The organism is Acaryochloris sp. CCMEE 5410 (assembly GCF_000238775.2).
In the GTDB taxonomy this organism is placed as follows: domain Bacteria; phylum Cyanobacteriota; class Cyanobacteriia; order Thermosynechococcales; family Thermosynechococcaceae; genus Acaryochloris.
On sequence record NZ_AFEJ02000001.1, the window covers coordinates 4,048,611 to 4,066,068 of the forward strand.

Sequence of the window (17,458 nt, forward strand, 5' to 3'; positions counted from 1 at the left end):
TTTGGCCATCTCTTGTCTGCGTGATGATGGCTGAAACGCTGAGAACGACAGGTTCCGAATACCCCCAATGTTTGATTTTTAGTAACTCTTTACCCTATCGAGGATTTAATTTATGACAGCATCTTTAACCAGACGCGACCCGATGGACAGGTCCGAGCTGACTGCGGGTACAGCGAGCTTGAGCGGTTATGAAGCGGAATGGTGGGCAGGCAATGTCCGCAACACCGATCTTTCTGGCACGCTTCTGGGTGCCCACTTATGCCATGCAGCTCTGATGAGCTGTGTTCCCGGCGCTTTTATTATTCAAGAAGCCGCTCGTTTTCAACCCGGCATACCACTATCTGAACAAGGGATGGTCTTTATGCCCCACCTGGCAGGCTTAGGGATAGCCGTGGGCTCAGGTGGAGAGATCTTGAGTACGTATCCTTATTTTGTGATTGGCGTTTTACACTTCTTTGTGGCGGCATTCTGTTGTGCGGGTGGACTATTCCACACCATTGCTGGAGAAGCGAAGCTAGGAGATTACCCTGAAGGTAGCTGGGCGGCTCAATTTGATTATGATTGGGACGACTTTGAGTCCCTCTCTTCTATTTTAGGCCATCACCTGCTTTGTTTAGGGGTCGCTTGCCTTCTATTCGCATGCAATGCAGCCTTCGGTAATGGCTTATATGATCCATTAGTGGGTGAAGTGCGACAGATTACCCCCAACCTCAATCCGATTACCCTACTGGGTTACTTATTCGGATTTGCCAATGGCGGATGGACACCTTTGGGAATGGCCGCAGTCGACAATATGGAAGACCTTGTTGGGGGACATTTCCTCGTCGCCATTGTTGATATTGCAGGGGCAGCCTTTCATATCATCAACAAAAAGCCGACAGCCTTTTTCAACAATCGGCTGATCTTTTCTTTCCCCAATGGTGGGGTGACGCGTGCTGGCATTTGCAATAGCGAAGCGATCCTGTCTTATAGTGTGGCTTCCGTGGGTTTTATTGCCATTAGTTCTGCCATTTTCACCCAGTATTGCGATATCGCCTTTGCCCCTGAGTTCTACGGCATTGATCGGTCTGGGGCCGCCTCCATCCAGCTGATTCTGGGATTGAACTGGATGGTCTTTGGTGGCCTATGGCACAGTATTCGTGGCGAAAGGCTCCATGCCCTTAAGAATAAATAGTTCTATGGGCCAGCATTGAGATGTGATGTTGTCCGCATTCAGGATAGCCCTCTCTAATGCTGGTCTATGGTTTTTGTCAGTCACTCATTTCTCTTATCGCCTGACTCATAAGCTGAGGGCATGAGAGTAGAAATATAGATTTTCACATTCATTTGTCGCAAGGAATGCCGTAAAGCAGTCGTTCTTGCTACATAGCTCCTTTTGAGCCGTTATTAATTATTTTTTGAATAGAACCATGCAACTCAATATCAATCAATCTGAGTTTCCTTGGTATCAGGGCAATAGTCGTCTGATTGATCGCTCGGTACAAGGCAAATGGTTAGCTGCACATATTTTGCAGATGGCCATCATCATGTTTTGGGTCGGTATCAATACCTTGTCTGAGAATCAAGTGTTTGATCCAGGCTTGCCCATGTATGACCAAGGCTTAGTCCTAATTCCGCATTTGGCCGCTGAAGGCTTTGGTGTCGGTGCTGGTGGAGTGGTGACTAACCCAGGAGTGTATGTCCAAGTTGCCTTAGTGCATATGGTGGCCAGTGTGGTGCTGTTTTTTGGTGCTTACTACCATGCCCAAATTGGACCTGCTGATCTGTCCCAAGGGGGTCGGGGAAACACAGCAAAATTTTCTTTTGAATGGGATGATCCAAAACGGTTGGGGTATATCCTGGGCAACCATTTAATTTTTATTGGTTTTGCCTCCTTGATCTTTGTGGGCTGGATGAAATATCACGGTCTGTATGACCCTACTATTGGTGAAGTCCGTGCGGTTACGCCTGCGATGGAGAACTTTACCAATGTCTATAAATATGGGTGGTCAACCCCTGGGTATAATCCATTTTTTGTTGATAACTTGGGTGACTTAGCGGCAGGTCATTTTCTAGTGGGCTTACTGGATATTGCCGGTGGTATTTGGCATATTCTTGTTCCTCCATTTCAGTGGGAACAACGCTTGGGGGCTCGACAAGATAATTACAGCGCCGATGGCTTGATTGGCCTTTCTCTGGGTGGCGTTGCCATTATGGGGTTTATCTCGGCTTATTTCTGTGCAGTCAATACCTTCGTCTATCCAGTGGAGTTCTATGGCCCCGCTTTAGAGGTAAAGTTCAACCTTACCCCTTACTTTCAGGACACGGCGGATTTTGCTGATGGTGTGTTTAGTTCGCGGGCTTGGTTGGCCAATATCACTTATTATTTGGGATTCTACTGTCTGCAAGGGCATTTATTCCATAGTCTAAAAGCCATGGGTGTGAAGTTTGAAGAGATCCCCAATGCCCTCTCACAAACTTTTGTCCAAGAGCCATCGATTATTACAGGGGCAGCTCCAACGACTGATGCTGCTCCAGAAATAAAGGAAGCGCCAGTAGAGGAGACAACTTCCATGGACTCTACCGAGTCAGTGCCAGCTGCTGAGGCTTCTCAGGCTAACGGATCGGACAGTACAGAATCACCTCAAACTTAAACAACAAGCGTTGATTTTGTAGCCTGTGGAGACGAGGTTTTTAAGAGAGGAGCGGTCAAAGTACAAGATTCCTGGATTTGACTGTACTGATTCAAAAACCTCTCCCCACTAGCATTTATTCTTGTGACTTAGCCAAGAGGTGCTGGAAGAAGATGGGGGTGCCTAGATTATGCAGGGCTGTTTTTGCGCCACCACAGGATGCCATGGAAAATTGCTCCAGCGATAAAGAGCATAAAGGCCGGAACATTGTAGAAAGGGATGTGCTGTGCTGCGGTCCCAAAGCCAAATGCCAGGGTAAAAACGAGCCAAATATACCAGAGCCCCAGTGTATATAAAACACTCAGTCTTTTTGGAACATGGGCTTGATATAGATAATCAAAAATTTCGGGTTTTACCACTTCTGTGACTGAGAACAGCACCATAATGATCCAGAGTGGAGCCGTCACTAGCCATGTTGTCCAAGAGCACGTTTTCCCTAGTTGGTAGTACAGAACAATTTGGTAGAGATGGATGAGGTGGGATATGGTCAGGGCCAGCCACAGATAGCTGCGATTGCTTTTGAGCCATTGCCCCAGTTCATCCGTTGTGGCGGTGAGGGGCTTGGTTACAAACACGAGCAAGAATGGAATAGCGGTTGTTAATGAACTCAACCTTAGAGCAGTGAGAATGTTTGCGCTGGTGATCTTGGGATAAAGGGCCAAACCTGATGCTAGCAGCATAAATACTGTCGAGATAAAGACACCAGTCCACCCCAAGAATGACTGTTTTTGGGTTCTCATAGCTTTGACTGTAGATAAAATCGACCGATAGTTTTGTTTAAGCAATGATATTGGCTTTTGAAACCTCTATCGTACCGTTTTCTCTTGTTATAGCGAAAAAGCTGCTGATTAAAGTCTAGTCAATCGGTTGAGAGTAGGGGAGTCCTGTGGTGAGTTGCGATGGTCTCCGACCGGCCTTTGGCCATCGCACAATTGATACCCTCCTTCTCTCGTTGCTATCGTTCTGCAGCAGTAGCAACTTTAGCTGTAAATCATCCACACTCAAATTCGCGCTTGATAAAGAATACCCGCAGAATCTTCCATTCAGTAGGATTATGCGGGTAGAAGCTTATGAATTGAGAAAGAAATTCGAAAACGTTGAAATGATTAAAAATCACTTGTACTGGTGTGGATTTAGCCTTGAACCGTAATGGTACCAGTCATTCCTGCGCCTCTATGGGGTTCACAGTAGTAGGCATAGGCACCGGGAGCAGCATCGGCAGGGAAAGTCACATCAAATCCACCTGACATGGCAAAACCTTGGTGAGATAAAGTCGCAATATCACCTGCAGAATTACCCGGATCAAACACCACATTATGGGGAGGGACACCGGCCACTTCATAATGCACGGTATCTCCTGGGGCAATGGTCACTTCGGCTGGCTCAAACACTAGCATGCCCGTAGACGACCCCATTTGAACGGTAGTCGTTGCAGCCAGAGCCGTTGAAGATCCTGGCAAAAAGCCACCGATGACCAATAGCACTGCCATTACGGTAGTTGTGAGCCCCAACAGTAAGGGTTTAATGTAGCGCATTGGTTTTCTCCAAAGCTGAAATGAATAAGTATGACAGCTTGTCATACTTAAACTGTAGCATCCCTTTTAGTAATTGAGAATTAATCTTAATTATTTAAATGTCAAGAGTAGAAAAAAGTGGTTCCATCTCTGACTGACTCAGGTGTAAAGGGTTGGCCTGGGTGCTGCTGAAGCTGTCCGCACTTCCAGAAAAGTCCAACTGGAATTAGCATGGAGAAGACGGGTGAACATTCTCTATAACGCCTAATGCGTGTAGCTATCAGCAGGCATTACTTGAGCCAAGGATTAGAGAGACTTCTCAGAATTATCTGGGTATCTGAACAAAGCATAAACATCCTGAAAAAATTGCTCTAACTTTTTTCTAGCCAGTAATGTTGGGGGCGATATACCATCAAAGTCCCAATCATCCGTGGTAGAGCGGCATCGCCAATAGGGTTCGGTATGGGTATAGCCCATGGATTCAATATCAATAATACGAGCATCAGCCGATTTAGGATTCTCTGAAAAGCGAATTTGAGTTAGAACACAGTGACTATGGCATGTGGGATGCCACCCTGGAAAATGGAAGCAGAGATCAATCGAGTGAGGATCGATCAAGTATCGAAGGGCAGGATCATAGATCCAGGGACTTAGATCAGGATGGGCATCCAGAAATTGCTCTTTAAATAGGGAAACAATTCGAGAGATCTTACTGAGCATTTCATAGGTCGCAGTATGGTCGGTCGCATTCACAGCTCATCACTCCTGCCAATAATTTATGAGATTTATTCTTAGGAAATAAAGTTCATCTTTTTCCTGATTCAAATAGTTAAGTCTAAATTTCATGCAAAAATTTTGTTATTTTCAGCATTTTTAGAGGCTTTTTGAGGGTCAAATGAAGATAAACACTCTCTCTTGATTCAGTCATTGATGGATGAGATGACTTGACAATCTTGCTTATTGACATTATATATCAATAAGCAAGGCAATTTTTATTCTGTCTCTGCTCTACTTAGGAGGTTCGATATGAGTACCTATGCCCAAGAGTTAAAAGCCACCGCTAAAGCATTGGTGGCAAAAGGGAAGGGCATCTTAGCAATTGATGAGAGTAATGGCACTTGTAATAAGAGATTTGCTCAGCTAAACATTCCGACGACGGAAGAGAATCGTAGAACTTATCGAGAGTTAATCTTAACAACACCTAAGCTTTCTACTTACATCAGTGGTCCCATTTTGTTTGATGAGACCATTCGACAATCCACTAGAAACGGTAAACCCTTTGTACAAGTCATTACTGAAGCGGGTATGCTTCCGGGGATTAAAGTGGACACGGGAGCTAAAGACTTAGCCGCCCATCCGGATGAAAAAGTCACGGAAGGTCTAGATGGCTTGCGAGATCGCATTGCTGAGTACTACAGCATGGGCGCTCGTTTTGCGAAATGGCGGGCTGTGATTACCATTGGAGAAGGTATTCCGAGCCAGACTTGCATCAGTGTGAATGCCCAAGCTTTAGCCCGCTATGCGGCCCTGTGCCAAGAAGGGGGTCTCGTTCCCATCGTCGAACCTGAAGTCTTAATTGACGGTGACCATACCTTAGAACGGTGTTATCAGGTGACGGATCGCACCCTTCATGCTGTGTTTAGTCAACTCTATAGCCAAGGCGTCGCATTTGACCAAATGATTCTTAAACCCAGCATGGTGGTTGCGGGTAAAGAGTGCCCACAACAGCCTAGCGTTGATGAGGTTGCTGAAGCGACCATCAATTGTCTACGCAAAAACGTGCCTGCTCCGGTTGCAGGAGTGGCCTTTTTGTCGGGTGGCCAAAGTGCAGAACGATCCGCTGCCCACCTGAATGTCATGAACGCTCGCTATGCCGATATCTGTCCATGGCCAGTTACCTTTTCCTATGCCCGAGCGATTCAGCAGCCAGCATTGGAGCATTGGCGGGGTGAGAGCCAGCGGGTATCTGAAGCTCAACAGCGACTGTTGCATCGCGCCAAATGCAATAGTGCCGCCAGTCTGGGTGAATATAGTCCCGAAGTCGAGCGAGAACTAGCCCTCGTCTAAATCATTCTCTTCTTACGCAGATCACACTGATCCTTAACACAGTCTACGTTCCCTGAGGAGTAACCGCATTTCTCAGGGATTTTCTTCTATCATGACCCGTTAACACTAATCATTGCTGTTTCAGTCTTTATCCGAGGAATGATTATGGCCGACTCTATCAATACTCTTTTTGGATTCTTGGGCGGTACCATCCTGGCGGTGAAAGGCGGCTATAAAGTGTTGCCGCAAACGCCTTCAGAAAGAATCTTTAATCGCCTGTCAGATGCTAAATGGTTTTTGGCACTGCGGTGGTGTGAGCAATGGTCAACACCCGCAGGGATTTTGACCAATGTCAGCCAAATTCCCTTCCATAATGAACAGGCTTTAACCCTGGGAGCAGATGTGTTTATCCCCCTAGAATATCGACCCGCTATCTTTAAACTTTGTTTGCCGCTAGCTCCTTTAGAGACAGCTCAGTATAGTATTCCCGTTGAGCATAGTATTGCCTGTCGCACCCTCGAAATTCAAGGGATTGAGATTGACCCTCGCTATGGCAAGGTTGCTCTGGTCCGAGAATGTAGCGTGAATGGTTTTGCAGTTGCGATGGCCGGTCGGAGACCATCGCAACTGCACTGTGAGACTTCACATCTTCCATCCTGGTAAAGCATTGAGACACTAGACCGTGCTAGTCCCCATAAATTCTGAATGTCGTTTCAGATGATTTATCTTCTCTCTGGGCAATGGTCCTCAGCGTGAGAGAAGCCAACTGTTTCTAACTAAGAATGGAAGCCAGTGTCTATCTGTGTATCATCAATCGTTTTTAGCTCATTTCTTCCGTGGACGAGAGGCACCCAAACTGGAGGTTTATATGCCATCTACCCAATCTGTAAGTGCAACACAACTTCGAGGTGTTCCTGAAACATTGATGATCACCCTCTATGCTCGCGCTATGGAACACCAGCGGGTTAACCCTATCCTTCGCGATGCCAAAGCAGCAGAAATTATTCAACAGCTCGATTACGATTTTTCTAAGTTCGAGCAAGGCTGGTCATCGCAATTAGGGTGTGTGGTTCGGGCTAGACAGATAGATCAGATTGTCCAAAACTTTATCAAAACCCATCCTTATGCCGTGATTGTCAATTTAGGGGCAGGTTTGTGTACACGATTCTCACGGTTGCAAACGGCTCATGTCCATTGGTATGACATTGATTTTCCTGATGTCATTGATCTGCGCAAACAGGTATTTGCCGCCTGTGGGGGCCAAGACGGAAGCGAGCACACCCATTTAGTCCCTAAATCTATCTTGGACTTTACCTGGATAGATGAGATTGACCGTGAGCCAAAGCAACCGATGATGGTGATTTATGAAGGGGTGGCTATGTATCTAACGGAAGCGGAGAATAAAACTCTCCTGCAGCAGATTCAAGCTCAATTAGGCTCTATTGAAGTTTTATTTGATGTGATTAGTCAACAAACTGCCCGGAGTACTGCCAAACATGACACGGTCTCTAAGACCAGTGCTGAGTTTAAGTGGGGCATCAATCAATCTCTAGATCTAGAGCATTGGGGGTTAGGCTTTATCCTCAAGCGGGAGGAGTTTTATCTACAGCATTTCTTGGATGATTTACAGCGATTACCTACCGTTTGGCGTTTGATCAGTCGAGTTTTTCCAGCTTTACCCATGATGCTATTCAAAAATTCAGGACGGATTGTGGGACTCCAAGTTGGGCTGTAGTAACTACATTGGACGAGTGGTGACGATGGCGTTACGTTGGTTTTATCTAATAAGACTCTCATGTGCCCATAACCAAAGTTATAAGCTGCTAACCGTTTAAGTAAGCGTTCTACGGTAAATATATGGATCAGTATTCTGACGAAACACGATTGTTGTGGAATCGCGTCGCGGATGACTGGGATAGACAAGTTGGTGATGATGGGGATAGCAATCGTATCCTCAATTCCGACCCCGTTCTCTGGCAGTTTGTAGGGGATGTGGCTGGTATCACTATTCTCGATGCAGGTTGTGGCACGGGGTATCTCTCACGCCAACTACACGAAAGAGGGGCTCACGTTCTTGGTATCGATTTTTCTGACGAGATGATCCGGATCGCCCGCTCGAAAGCAGCTCATATTGACTTCCGCATTGACTCTATTTCAGAATTGCATACGGTGACGGATGGATCGATTGATATTGTCATTTCGAACTACGTCTTGATGGATACCCCGGATCTGACTGAAACTGTGCAAGCTTTCTTTCGAGTACTGAAACCTGGAGGATATGGGGTAGTCGTTTTCTCCCATCCCTGTTTTCCTCAGGAGTACGCCATAGGGACAGATAGTGACGTTGCTGTTACCTACCAGTGGAATTTTCCGTATTTCCAACAACAAAAATGTATTGGACCGCCATGGGGGCACTTTACATCGGAATTTATCTGGTTTCATCGACCCCTATCCGATTACTGGAAAGCATTCCGTGAAGCAGGGTTTGAGGTCGTTGATTTCGAAGAGCCCAGGTTATCAGAGGAGCGATACCATCTCGCTAAAAATGAGCGGCAACTGAATAACGGTAAGAACCGGCCTTATTCAGTTGCGTTCAAACTGCAGAAGAGAGAGCAGTAGAACTTGTTACTGCAGAGGACACCACATCAGGATGTCCACTGAGTCTGAGCTTTCTAGATGGGATCACTAAACGAGAGCAATCACTCTATCCACTGCTGACAGTTACTGCTCAGGCTTTAAATTATTATGTTTAGAACTAAAGCCTGATTGCAGCCCTAATCACTGATCAAACTGCCGATCAAAATACTCTAATAAGAACAACGTAGAATAGGTGGCTAATGCCAAAGGCGCTAAAACGATTGAAAAACGGGGATCTAATAGTAAGTCAACAAAAATATGCATGGGATTTACTCCTGTTTATTGAGTTAACCCACTTGAGCCTTTTTTGGAAAAGAGAAATAAAATCTTAGTCAGTCATCAAGACGCCATAAAACAGTGAAAAACCATCAGAGGATTAAACTTTAAGCACTTAATGATTTAGGTTGCAACTGACTGAAAAACTGTTGGGCCTGTTCCGTAGCTTGTTTAACAACAGCCTGAGCTTTGTCAGATTGTCCTAACTGTTGATAAAACTCATAGGCTTTTAGGCTGACCATTTTTAAAGCTTTCGCCGCCTCAAAACGCAGACACTGCGAGTATTGTGTAGAACACATTGAGTCAATCACTTGATCTAGTGCTTGCTGCATGGTCGTCTCTGCCGCCGGGAACTCATCAGATTTCAGCAAATTGTCAGCTAAATTATGACAAGCAATAACATAGGCATGAATCGCCTCAGGGTGACGACGTTCTTGTTTCGCCGTCATCAACATTAGTTCTGCCAGGGAAATCGCTTTCCGATAAGCTTGCTGAGCATCTGCATACATGCCTGCCTGAAAACTTTGATTTCCTGCTTTGCTATGTAACTGCCAGCCCAGTTCATAGGATGAATAGGTCTGAGGGTCGTAGGTCATTGTTTCAAAGAATGGTCTTGAGCTGTAATTAGTTAGTTGTCCATTATTTATCAGGAATAATTATTAATTGAGTATTCATTCGATAGATTTTGAAGCTAACTGTGATTGGTGATGTCCGTCTACAAGTCAGCGGTGAAGTAGCATCTTTCAGTTTATAGATAGAAAAATCTAGCCTGATCGTTTTGTATAAAGCGTTTGATATAGAACACGATGGATTTTTTGATGTACTTGAAATTCACTCAAGTTGTATTGTTGCATAATTGAAAATTATTCTCAATAATTTTTGTGATGGCATTTACGAAATCTCTGTCAGCCTTTTTAAGATTATGTTGCTTGACATCGGCTCAACAGGCTGTTTGAGAGGTCTAGGTTCGTAGGTTTAGTCCCTTGAAGACAGCTATACCGATCTCAAGAGGCGATTCCCATAGCCACCGATGGCAATGAGCATTCCGCAGAGAGCAAAGATGGAAACCTGCAATGCCATCCCTGCTCCCAATCCTGTGCCAAACATAGATCCAAAGAGACTTACTAATGCTCCATCGGGCTGCATGGCTGGCTCAAAGAAATGATCGGCTAACGGACCTGCGATCGCATATCCGATTGGACTACTCAACTGGGTCAGCAAAAATTGCGTTGCAAACACTCGCCCTTGCACTTCCGGCTCCACCTTCGACATCCAAATTGCTTGGCTAGCACTCTCTGGAAATGGCGAACAGAATCCACAAACTAGCGCTGTGCCAATCTTAGTCACCGTTTGCTGTGCAAGAGCCAACACAATAATGCCGAACTTCCACAGGGCACTGGCAATCAGAACGCCGTGAATACGCCGTTTTGGTCCGCCGCTAACACTAATGGTGAGTCCGCCCAGCAAACCGCCCATGCCAAAGAAAGCCAGAAGCGTTCCCCAAATTAGCGGGTTATTATTGCTCCGAGCTAAAACCATCGCGGGCAGAATGGCGAATATCGTACTGCCAATTAGGCTATTGATGATCCAAAAACCCAGTAGAGCCATCAGGCTAGGCCGAACCCAGAGATACTGTAGACCAAAGGCTAAGGAAGACCAAGACGTTTTTGGTTTAGTCGGCTGTTCTGATGGCTGAGGGATTTTGACCAAAACTAGACTGGTGATCGCCATGCCAAAGGTGACAATATCGATGCTGAGAACCCCCGTTAACCCAGTGGTAGCATAGAGAGCACCCGCTAAAGCCGGAGCCAAAACATAACTCCCTGACATTTGGACAGAGCCTAGGGCAGTAGCACGGGCATAATTTTTTTCGGTCACGATTAAGGACAGAGAAGCCGAATAGGCTAGCCCTTGGATATAGCCGAATAAGCCGTTAATGGCCCCAGAAATATAGAGATGCCACACCTGCAATTGATCCATGAGAAACAGCATCAGCAGGGCGATAGTAGACAGTCCGGCGACGAGATCGCCTAACAGCATTAAGAACTTACGAGAGTAGCGATCTACCCAGATTCCGGCAAAAGGGGAAACCAAAAGTTTGGGAATCTGAGTGCACACCATAATCAAAGACAAAGGGGTCGCTTGTCCGGTGATTTCCCAGGCCCACAAAGTGATGGCAAAGTTGGTTAGTTCTGAACCCAGGAGTGATACAAACTGTCCAAGCCAGATGATCAGAAAGGTGCGCATAGGTCCTGGCATTCAGAAAATGGAACGACGAATAGATCAGAATTTCAATCGGATTAAACTGCAGGGAGGTGATAGAGATATCGAGGCGAACTGATCAGCCAGACGCCATCAGGTGGAGTCAGAATTGAGGTTAAAGGTCTCAAAAAGACTCTAAAAGTATTGGTAGTTGTTGTTTAAGCGTTGAAAGCTGTCGGACATGAATGAGTCGTTGATATCCTCCAGTTCAACTTCAAGACCTGAATCGAGCGGGGATATAGCTGGTTTTGATTTGTGAGGGTGATAGCTGTTGGTAGAGATCCTTGAGAAAAATTTCAGTGCCAATAGGCCCCAAGAGGGCATGGCATAGGTATACAGGGATGAAATAGACCTTACCTGCTTTGCTGGGTGGTAGTGATTGTGCGATCGCATTCTCGCTCCACTCGGTTTTGATGGCTTTGACCTGCTGTTTTTCTGGGTTAGGCGTTTTAGCAATATTTTGGCTAGAGAAGCCTTCGATCAATATCCAGTCCATATCCAGATTGGTCAACGATTCCAAAGAAATCACATGACTCGGTTCCTGGGATTGGCTCAAAGCAGCCGGGACTACTACCTCAAAACCAACGTCTTCAAGCAAGGCCCCACAGGCACTATTCGCGGTTTCTAGGCGCACGCCCTGACTCAGTTGCTCAGACAATAGCAGCAAGACTTTGGGATCTTTAGCCACAATAGGCTGTAACTCTTGCTTGAGTTTGGCAACCTGTTGCTGAGACTCCGCTACCACTGCGGTGGCTTTTTCAGATTTCTGGAGGGCTTGGCCGAGAGCTTTCAAATCGGTCTGCCACGCAGACCCTGCACCACTGTAGTCAAACAGTAAGGTGGGTGCAATTTTAGACAGTAGTTCATACTCATCTTTATTCTTAATGCTGTCTGCCAAAATCAAATCCGGTTTCAATTTTGCGATCGCTTCTAGGGATGGGCTTTCGGCAGTCCCCACATTGTCTGGCTGTCCCGTCAGGTACTTGCCCAAATAGGGAATTTGCTGATCGGGCTGATCAAATTGACGCTTAGGGAATGGAAAGTACTCGGCATGGGCAATTGGTTGTACCTCAAGGGCCAATAAGAGTTCCAATAAATTAGGACCAATGGTCACAACCTTTTGCGGTTGACCACAGATTTCTGTTTCACCCAGGTCATGGGCAATGGTCCGACAGTCAGTATCCGTTGAGGTGGGAGGAGATGGACGGGTACAGGCTTCGCCCGCTATCGCAAGGGCCATCAGTAGGACCATCATTTTCAATTTCAGTTGTGCCATACGCTAGCGTTCCTACAGGGGAGGGGTGGGGCTTATGGAGTTGGATCGGACACTGAAGGCAGTAAATCAGCTTGAAATTGTTCGAGCAACAGCTCGGTGCCGATGGGACCTGGTAGGGCGCGACAGACATAGGCACTGTGAAAGTACACTTGGTTCGATTTGCTTGCGGGTAACGATTGTGCGATCTCATTTTCCTGCCACTGTTGCCGAACGGCTGAGATCTGCTGCTTTTCTAGATCAGGCCCTGCATCACTAAAATCGGTATTCCAGGCTAGGAACAAGATCCAGTCAGACTTTAACTTTGGCAATAGCTCTAGGGAAATATTGTTGCGTCCTGGCCCCTCAGTACCGATATTTTTAGGCGCTAGCAACTTAAACCCCAGATTCTCTAGTAGTCCACCACAGCGACTGCCGCTGTTTTCAACTGCGAGTCCCTGTTCAAGTTGCTCAGATGCCAGCAACAAGACTTGTGGATATTTCTGGACAGTAGGTTGAAGTTTTTTGCGGGCCTCGGCTACCAATTGATTATGGGTAGCAATTACCTGCTCTGCCTTTTCAGAACGGTTTAATACCTTAGCCAGCAAGCGAAGCTGTGTCTGCCATCCCTTTTTGGCTCCATAGGAAAACAGCAATGTAGGAGCAGCTTGAGATAACAGTGAGTACTGCCCCTGATTCGCTAGAGTACTCCCGACAATTAGGTCCGGCTTGAGTTTCAAAATGGCTTCCAAGGAAGGACTATTCCAAGTGCCTACTTTTGTGACCTGGCCCGTTAGCCGTTCCCCCAGGTAAGGAATTTGGGATTGTGGTTGGTCAAAGTCTGTAAACGGCAGGGCATAGTAATCTGCATAGCCCACAGGTTGTATATCCAAAGCCAATAGCAACTCTAAAACGTTGGGGCCAATGGCAACAATGGTTTGGGGTTGCCTGCAAATCTCAGTTTCACCTCCATCATGCTTAATGCGTTCACAACCACTTGTTGGCGTGGATGCATCAGGCCGGTTACCCGTTGTGCCGCAGGCTAGAGTTAGAGCACCAACTAGTAGCCCAAGAGATAGAGCCTGGACAACGGTGACCATTACAACTCCACAGAGATAGAGCCTCGAATAGTGAACGGCTCACCTGGATAGATACCTCTGGCTCTCCCTCCATCCACAGAACGGATAAAATTAACATCGAATAGGTTGTCAATGTTGATTCTAAAATCCCACTTGTCACGCCGATAGAAAATAGCAGCATTCGTCAAGAAATAGCTATCGGCCCTAAAGCTGTTCTCCAAATCGCCAGCCCGATCATCAACGAAATTAAAGCCCAATCCAAACCCCAATCCCTGAGCGTCCCCAGATTGGATTTCGTAGGATGTCCAGAGACTAGCGCTATGCTCAGGGACGCCGCTTAGGTCATTGCCGATGGGGAAGGTATTATCTTGCGTTACTTTGGCATCAATATAGGCATAAGAAGCAATCACATTCCAGCCCGGCAAAATTTCACCGGAGATATCAAAATCAATCCCCCGACTGTTTTGCTCACCTGTCGTGACAGAAGCAAAAGGGATGACCGGATCGGCGGTGGCGACGTTTGATTTAGTGATATCAAAAAAAGCAAGGGTGGCTGACAATCGGTCTTTGATCAACTCCGCCTTAATACCAACTTCAAACCCCTCTCCTCGCTCTGCATCAAGAATTTCTCCCGTATCATCCCTTTCAAAAGTGGGATTAAAAGATTTGGAATAGTTGGCATAGAGGGCCAGATAATCCGTCGGCTGAAAGACCAAGCCAACCCGAGGGCTAAACGCTTCGTCTACCTGGGTTTCTTCAATCCCTGTGACAATACTGATATTAGAGCGATCGACGATATCATAGCGGATACCTCCCACCAAGATCAGGTTATCCAGCAGGTAGATTTGATCTTGCAGGTAAACCCCCAACCGATTGACCGAATTGTCATTGCCAAAAGCAATCGGCACCGTATCAAACGGAGGTTTTGGATCGTATACGGGGTTAAAAATATCCAGAAAGCTGAGAAACTCAGGGGTTGGCGAAAACCGTGTTGCCCCATTGTTGTCTGCACGGGATAAATCGACCCCAGCGACGACATTGTGCCTAATCGAGCCTGTTTCAAATTCGCCTTGAAGACTGGTATTGAGATTGAAAAAGGTATTCTCGTTAAACTGAGCCGCAAAAACCCGCGTCAACGTTCCAGTTGGTTCGTCTAGGCTAAAAGGCAACGCTAGAACACCATAGTCATATTTGTCGTAGATATAGCTAAACTCGTTGCGGAGTTTCCATTTGTCATTAAACCGATGCTCTAGGTTGTACCCCACCTTCAAAAAGGTTTTATCCACCGTATCATCAGGATTATTGGTCACCTGTGATAGCGGGATATTAGCAATACCATCACCAAAGGCCAGGGTCCCAAAGTCGGCAGGATTATCCTCCTTGATGTATTCCAGGCTAAAGGTTACGTCCGTTTGATCACTGATATTCCAGGTTAAAGAGGGACCGACGAAAAAACGATCAAAACTGCTTGTATAGTCTCGAAAACTATCTTCGCGACGATAAAGGGCATTGAGACGGTACAGCAAGTTGCCGTCTTTATCCAAGGGACCGGATAGATCAACACTTGGACTGACAAAACCTCGGTTCCCCCCTTGAATTTGCAGCTTATAGAACGGTTCCGATAAGGGTTTCTTGCGGATCAAATTAATCAGTCCACCGGGTTCTGACTGCCCAAACAAAATCGAGGCAGGTCCTTTCAAGACTTCTACCCGTTCTAAATTAGCCACTTCTGGCTCTACGGAGTCACCTCCAAATAGACGAAACCCATTTTGCAAAACAGGCACATTATCAAAGCCGCGAATAGAAAAATTGAGTCCTCGACTATCTTGATTGCCTAAAAAGGTGACGCCGCCCACATTCTCCACCACCTCTTCTACGCCAATAGCCTGCTGATCTTCAATGATCTGCTTGGGAATGACCTGAATGGATTGAGGAACATCCCGAATGGGTGAGTCGGTCCGCGTTCCCACGCTGGCAGTGGATGGAGCATAACCTTCTTCAGGATTGGCCGTCACTGTAATTTCCACTTCTTCATCTTCAGCCAGAGTGTCCGGGGTAGCAGCAATAGAAAAAGTGAGCCCTGAGTCTACATTGCTCACCGTCGCAGTGGGGGCAGCCTTAGCCCCTATGATTACGACTTTCACCTGATCATCAGCCAGGTTCGTGACGCTAATTTGCGTGATCTCAGGCGTTGGGTTAGCTTGCTCAAAGCTGGGACCTTCTGGCAAGGCCAATACTGCATTGGGAATAACAGAACTGAGACGATTTCCCTCGGTGGTGGGGGTGGGAATACTAAGCTGTCCTGTCTCAGATTCCAAAATAATATTGAGTCCTTCTGGGCTGGGTTCTACTCGCACAGCCGTAATCTCAACAATGGATGCCTCAATCTGGGCCTGCCATTCCTTGACACTAGTAGCGGGTTGGGAAGAAGGGGGTGTAGAGAGCTTCGCGAGATCAATATCTGGAATCTCAGGTACTCCGGCAGCTTGTTCAGCCCGAACGGGAATCGAAGCTAAAAGGCCCAAGGTAGCAATCACAGAAGGAAGGCCATAGGCAAGCAATTCAGGCAACATCGCCTTCTGAGTCAATCTTCGATACCGCTTAGACATGATTGCTTCGCCCACAGAGTCGTTATTAACTAGAAATCATAGGGGAGCAATTTTCTCGCCGTCTTTGCGATCTGGACTTTTTTCTTCGCGATCTGGACTTTTTTGGACTTTTAGGTTCGACAACTCAGTTGATACGCTTTAGGGCTTACAGAAAATTTTCGGCGAAAGGCCGTGCTAAAAGCTTCAGGATTGCGGTAGCCCACGGACAACGCCACAGAAGCAATGGACAAGTTGGCATCTGCCAAAAGTTGCTTTGCTTGTCCCATCCGATAGTCCTGTAAATACCCAAAAACAGTGGTGCCGAATAGTTGGCGAAACCCTTGTTTTAACTTGCGATCGTTCAATCCCACTTGATGGGCTAAATCAATTAAGAGAGGAGGATTATCCGATTGTTGAATCAACAGATCCCGCGCCTGATGCAAACGTTCGATATCATCTTTTCGTAAGGTAGGTACATTTAGATACTGCTGCTTCCAAGTTTCTAACTGCAGCGTGAGCAACTCTAATGCTTTACTTTCAACATATAAGGCTTGGGTTGCACCTGTGTAAGGACAGTCCACCACCTGTTGAAGCAACTGCTCCATTTTGGGAGAGATTGGGCCTAAGGACTGGTGAAAGCGATGCTGCGCCTGTCGGCCATGAAAAATATTGCGTAAAGGGGTGGGAAGTGTCTGATCATCCTGTAGAAAGTGAAAGTAATCGGTGTTGGCATAAATCATGACCACGTGGATCGCTTCTCCGCCATACCATTCTTCAATTTCTTCTAAGTCTGGCAGGTGATACAGGTAGTTAAACCCTTTACGTTCCAAATAATCTGGCTGAATACCTTGAATGCCGGGGGTCTCCACCCTGGCAGATCCAGCTAGAAAAAACTTAGAGGTTAACGGAAAGACGGGTTCATGAATTTGCTCAATCCGGAGAGTTTCTTGTAGTACGCCCTCCCGAATTTCAATCGTTAATCCACCGCGCAGGTTTAACTGGCGATAAGTGCCTTGGCCTAAGCTTCTGGGCAGCAGAGTTGAGCGATCTAATCCGGTACCAGACGAAGACTCTATTTGACCCTGCTGACAAAGCTGGGTGAACTCTGCTGCCTTCAGAAAAAGTGCCATAT

The 17,458-nt window shown here is 46.5% G+C and carries 16 protein-coding genes; 6 read left to right on the forward strand and 10 right to left on the reverse strand.

Annotated features, from left to right (window positions below; translation table 11 throughout):
- The first annotated feature begins 112 nt into the window (after positions 1–112).
- Both ON05_RS18680 and ON05_RS18685 read left to right on the forward strand, forming a co-directional pair.
- Positions 113–1,174, forward strand: a complete 1,062-nt coding sequence (locus ON05_RS18680) for a high light inducible protein (protein ID WP_010472617.1) — start codon at positions 113–115, stop codon at positions 1,172–1,174.
- Between the two features lie 235 nt (positions 1,175–1,409).
- Positions 1,410–2,633, forward strand: coding sequence for a chlorophyll a/b binding light-harvesting protein (locus ON05_RS18685; protein WP_010472619.1), 1,224 nt, complete (start codon positions 1,410–1,412; stop codon positions 2,631–2,633).
- Between the two features lie 167 nt (positions 2,634–2,800).
- On the opposite strand, the gene ON05_RS18690 is transcribed toward ON05_RS18685, so the two are convergent.
- The 3 genes from ON05_RS18690 to ON05_RS18700 form a co-directional block, all read right to left on the reverse strand.
- Positions 2,801–3,412: a hypothetical protein gene (locus ON05_RS18690; RefSeq protein ID WP_029315156.1), complete on the reverse strand. Its 612-nt coding sequence runs from the start codon at positions 3,410–3,412 to the stop codon at positions 2,801–2,803.
- A gap of 393 nt (positions 3,413–3,805) precedes the next feature.
- On the reverse strand, positions 3,806–4,207 hold the full coding sequence (gene petE, locus ON05_RS18695; protein WP_010472623.1) for a plastocyanin: 402 nt from the start codon (positions 4,205–4,207) through the stop codon (positions 3,806–3,808).
- Between the two features lie 285 nt (positions 4,208–4,492).
- Positions 4,493–4,939, reverse strand: a complete 447-nt coding sequence (locus ON05_RS18700; protein WP_010472625.1) for a hypothetical protein — start codon at positions 4,937–4,939, stop codon at positions 4,493–4,495.
- 273 nt (positions 4,940–5,212) lie between these two features.
- On the opposite strand from ON05_RS18700, the gene ON05_RS18705 reads away from it, so the two are divergent.
- The 4 genes from ON05_RS18705 to ON05_RS18720 all read left to right on the forward strand — a co-directional run bounded on the left by ON05_RS18705 (position 5,213) and on the right by ON05_RS18720 (position 8,851).
- Positions 5,213–6,253 (forward strand): class I fructose-bisphosphate aldolase, encoded by a 1,041-nt coding sequence (locus ON05_RS18705; RefSeq protein ID WP_010472626.1) that lies wholly within the window; start codon positions 5,213–5,215, stop codon positions 6,251–6,253.
- A 144-nt stretch (positions 6,254–6,397) separates the two neighbouring features.
- Positions 6,398–6,895 (forward strand): hypothetical protein, encoded by a 498-nt coding sequence (locus ON05_RS18710; protein WP_010472628.1) that lies wholly within the window; start codon positions 6,398–6,400, stop codon positions 6,893–6,895.
- A gap of 205 nt (positions 6,896–7,100) precedes the next feature.
- Positions 7,101–7,967: a class I SAM-dependent methyltransferase gene (locus ON05_RS18715; protein WP_029315157.1), complete on the forward strand. Its 867-nt coding sequence runs from the start codon at positions 7,101–7,103 to the stop codon at positions 7,965–7,967.
- A gap of 122 nt (positions 7,968–8,089) precedes the next feature.
- On the forward strand, positions 8,090–8,851 hold the full coding sequence (locus tag ON05_RS18720; protein WP_010472632.1) for a bifunctional 2-polyprenyl-6-hydroxyphenol methylase/3-demethylubiquinol 3-O-methyltransferase UbiG: 762 nt from the start codon (positions 8,090–8,092) through the stop codon (positions 8,849–8,851).
- A gap of 159 nt (positions 8,852–9,010) precedes the next feature.
- On the opposite strand, the gene ON05_RS18725 is transcribed toward ON05_RS18720, so the two are convergent.
- From ON05_RS18725 to ON05_RS18755, 7 genes are all read right to left on the reverse strand, one after another.
- Positions 9,011–9,133 (reverse strand): hypothetical protein, encoded by a 123-nt coding sequence (locus ON05_RS18725; RefSeq protein WP_010472634.1) that lies wholly within the window; start codon positions 9,131–9,133, stop codon positions 9,011–9,013.
- Positions 9,134–9,252: 119 nt separating this feature from the next.
- Positions 9,253–9,741, reverse strand: a complete 489-nt coding sequence (locus ON05_RS18730; protein WP_010472636.1) for a hypothetical protein — start codon at positions 9,739–9,741, stop codon at positions 9,253–9,255.
- Positions 9,742–10,138: 397 nt separating this feature from the next.
- The gene (locus ON05_RS18735) at positions 10,139–11,392 is read right to left on the reverse strand and encodes an MFS transporter (protein ID WP_010472637.1); all 1,254 of its coding nucleotides are present in this window, start codon (positions 11,390–11,392) and stop codon (positions 10,139–10,141) included.
- 229 nt (positions 11,393–11,621) lie between these two features.
- Positions 11,622–12,683 carry an iron-siderophore ABC transporter substrate-binding protein gene (locus ON05_RS18740; RefSeq protein ID WP_010472639.1) on the reverse strand — a complete coding sequence of 354 codons (1,062 nt, stop codon included), beginning with the start codon at positions 12,681–12,683 and terminating at the stop codon, positions 11,622–11,624.
- Between the two features lie 32 nt (positions 12,684–12,715).
- Positions 12,716–13,759: an ABC transporter substrate-binding protein gene (locus ON05_RS18745; RefSeq protein WP_010472640.1), complete on the reverse strand. Its 1,044-nt coding sequence runs from the start codon at positions 13,757–13,759 to the stop codon at positions 12,716–12,718.
- Entirely contained in the window at positions 13,759–16,347 is a 2,589-nt protein-coding gene (locus ON05_RS18750) for a TonB-dependent siderophore receptor (RefSeq protein ID WP_039779811.1), read from the reverse strand. Before ON05_RS18750 ends, ON05_RS18745 begins: the two co-directional genes overlap by 1 nt.
- A gap of 110 nt (positions 16,348–16,457) precedes the next feature.
- A complete protein-coding gene (locus ON05_RS18755) occupies positions 16,458–17,456 on the reverse strand; it encodes an AraC family transcriptional regulator (RefSeq protein WP_010472646.1) in 999 nt (332 codons plus the stop codon).
- Positions 17,457–17,458: the final 2 nt, after the last annotated feature.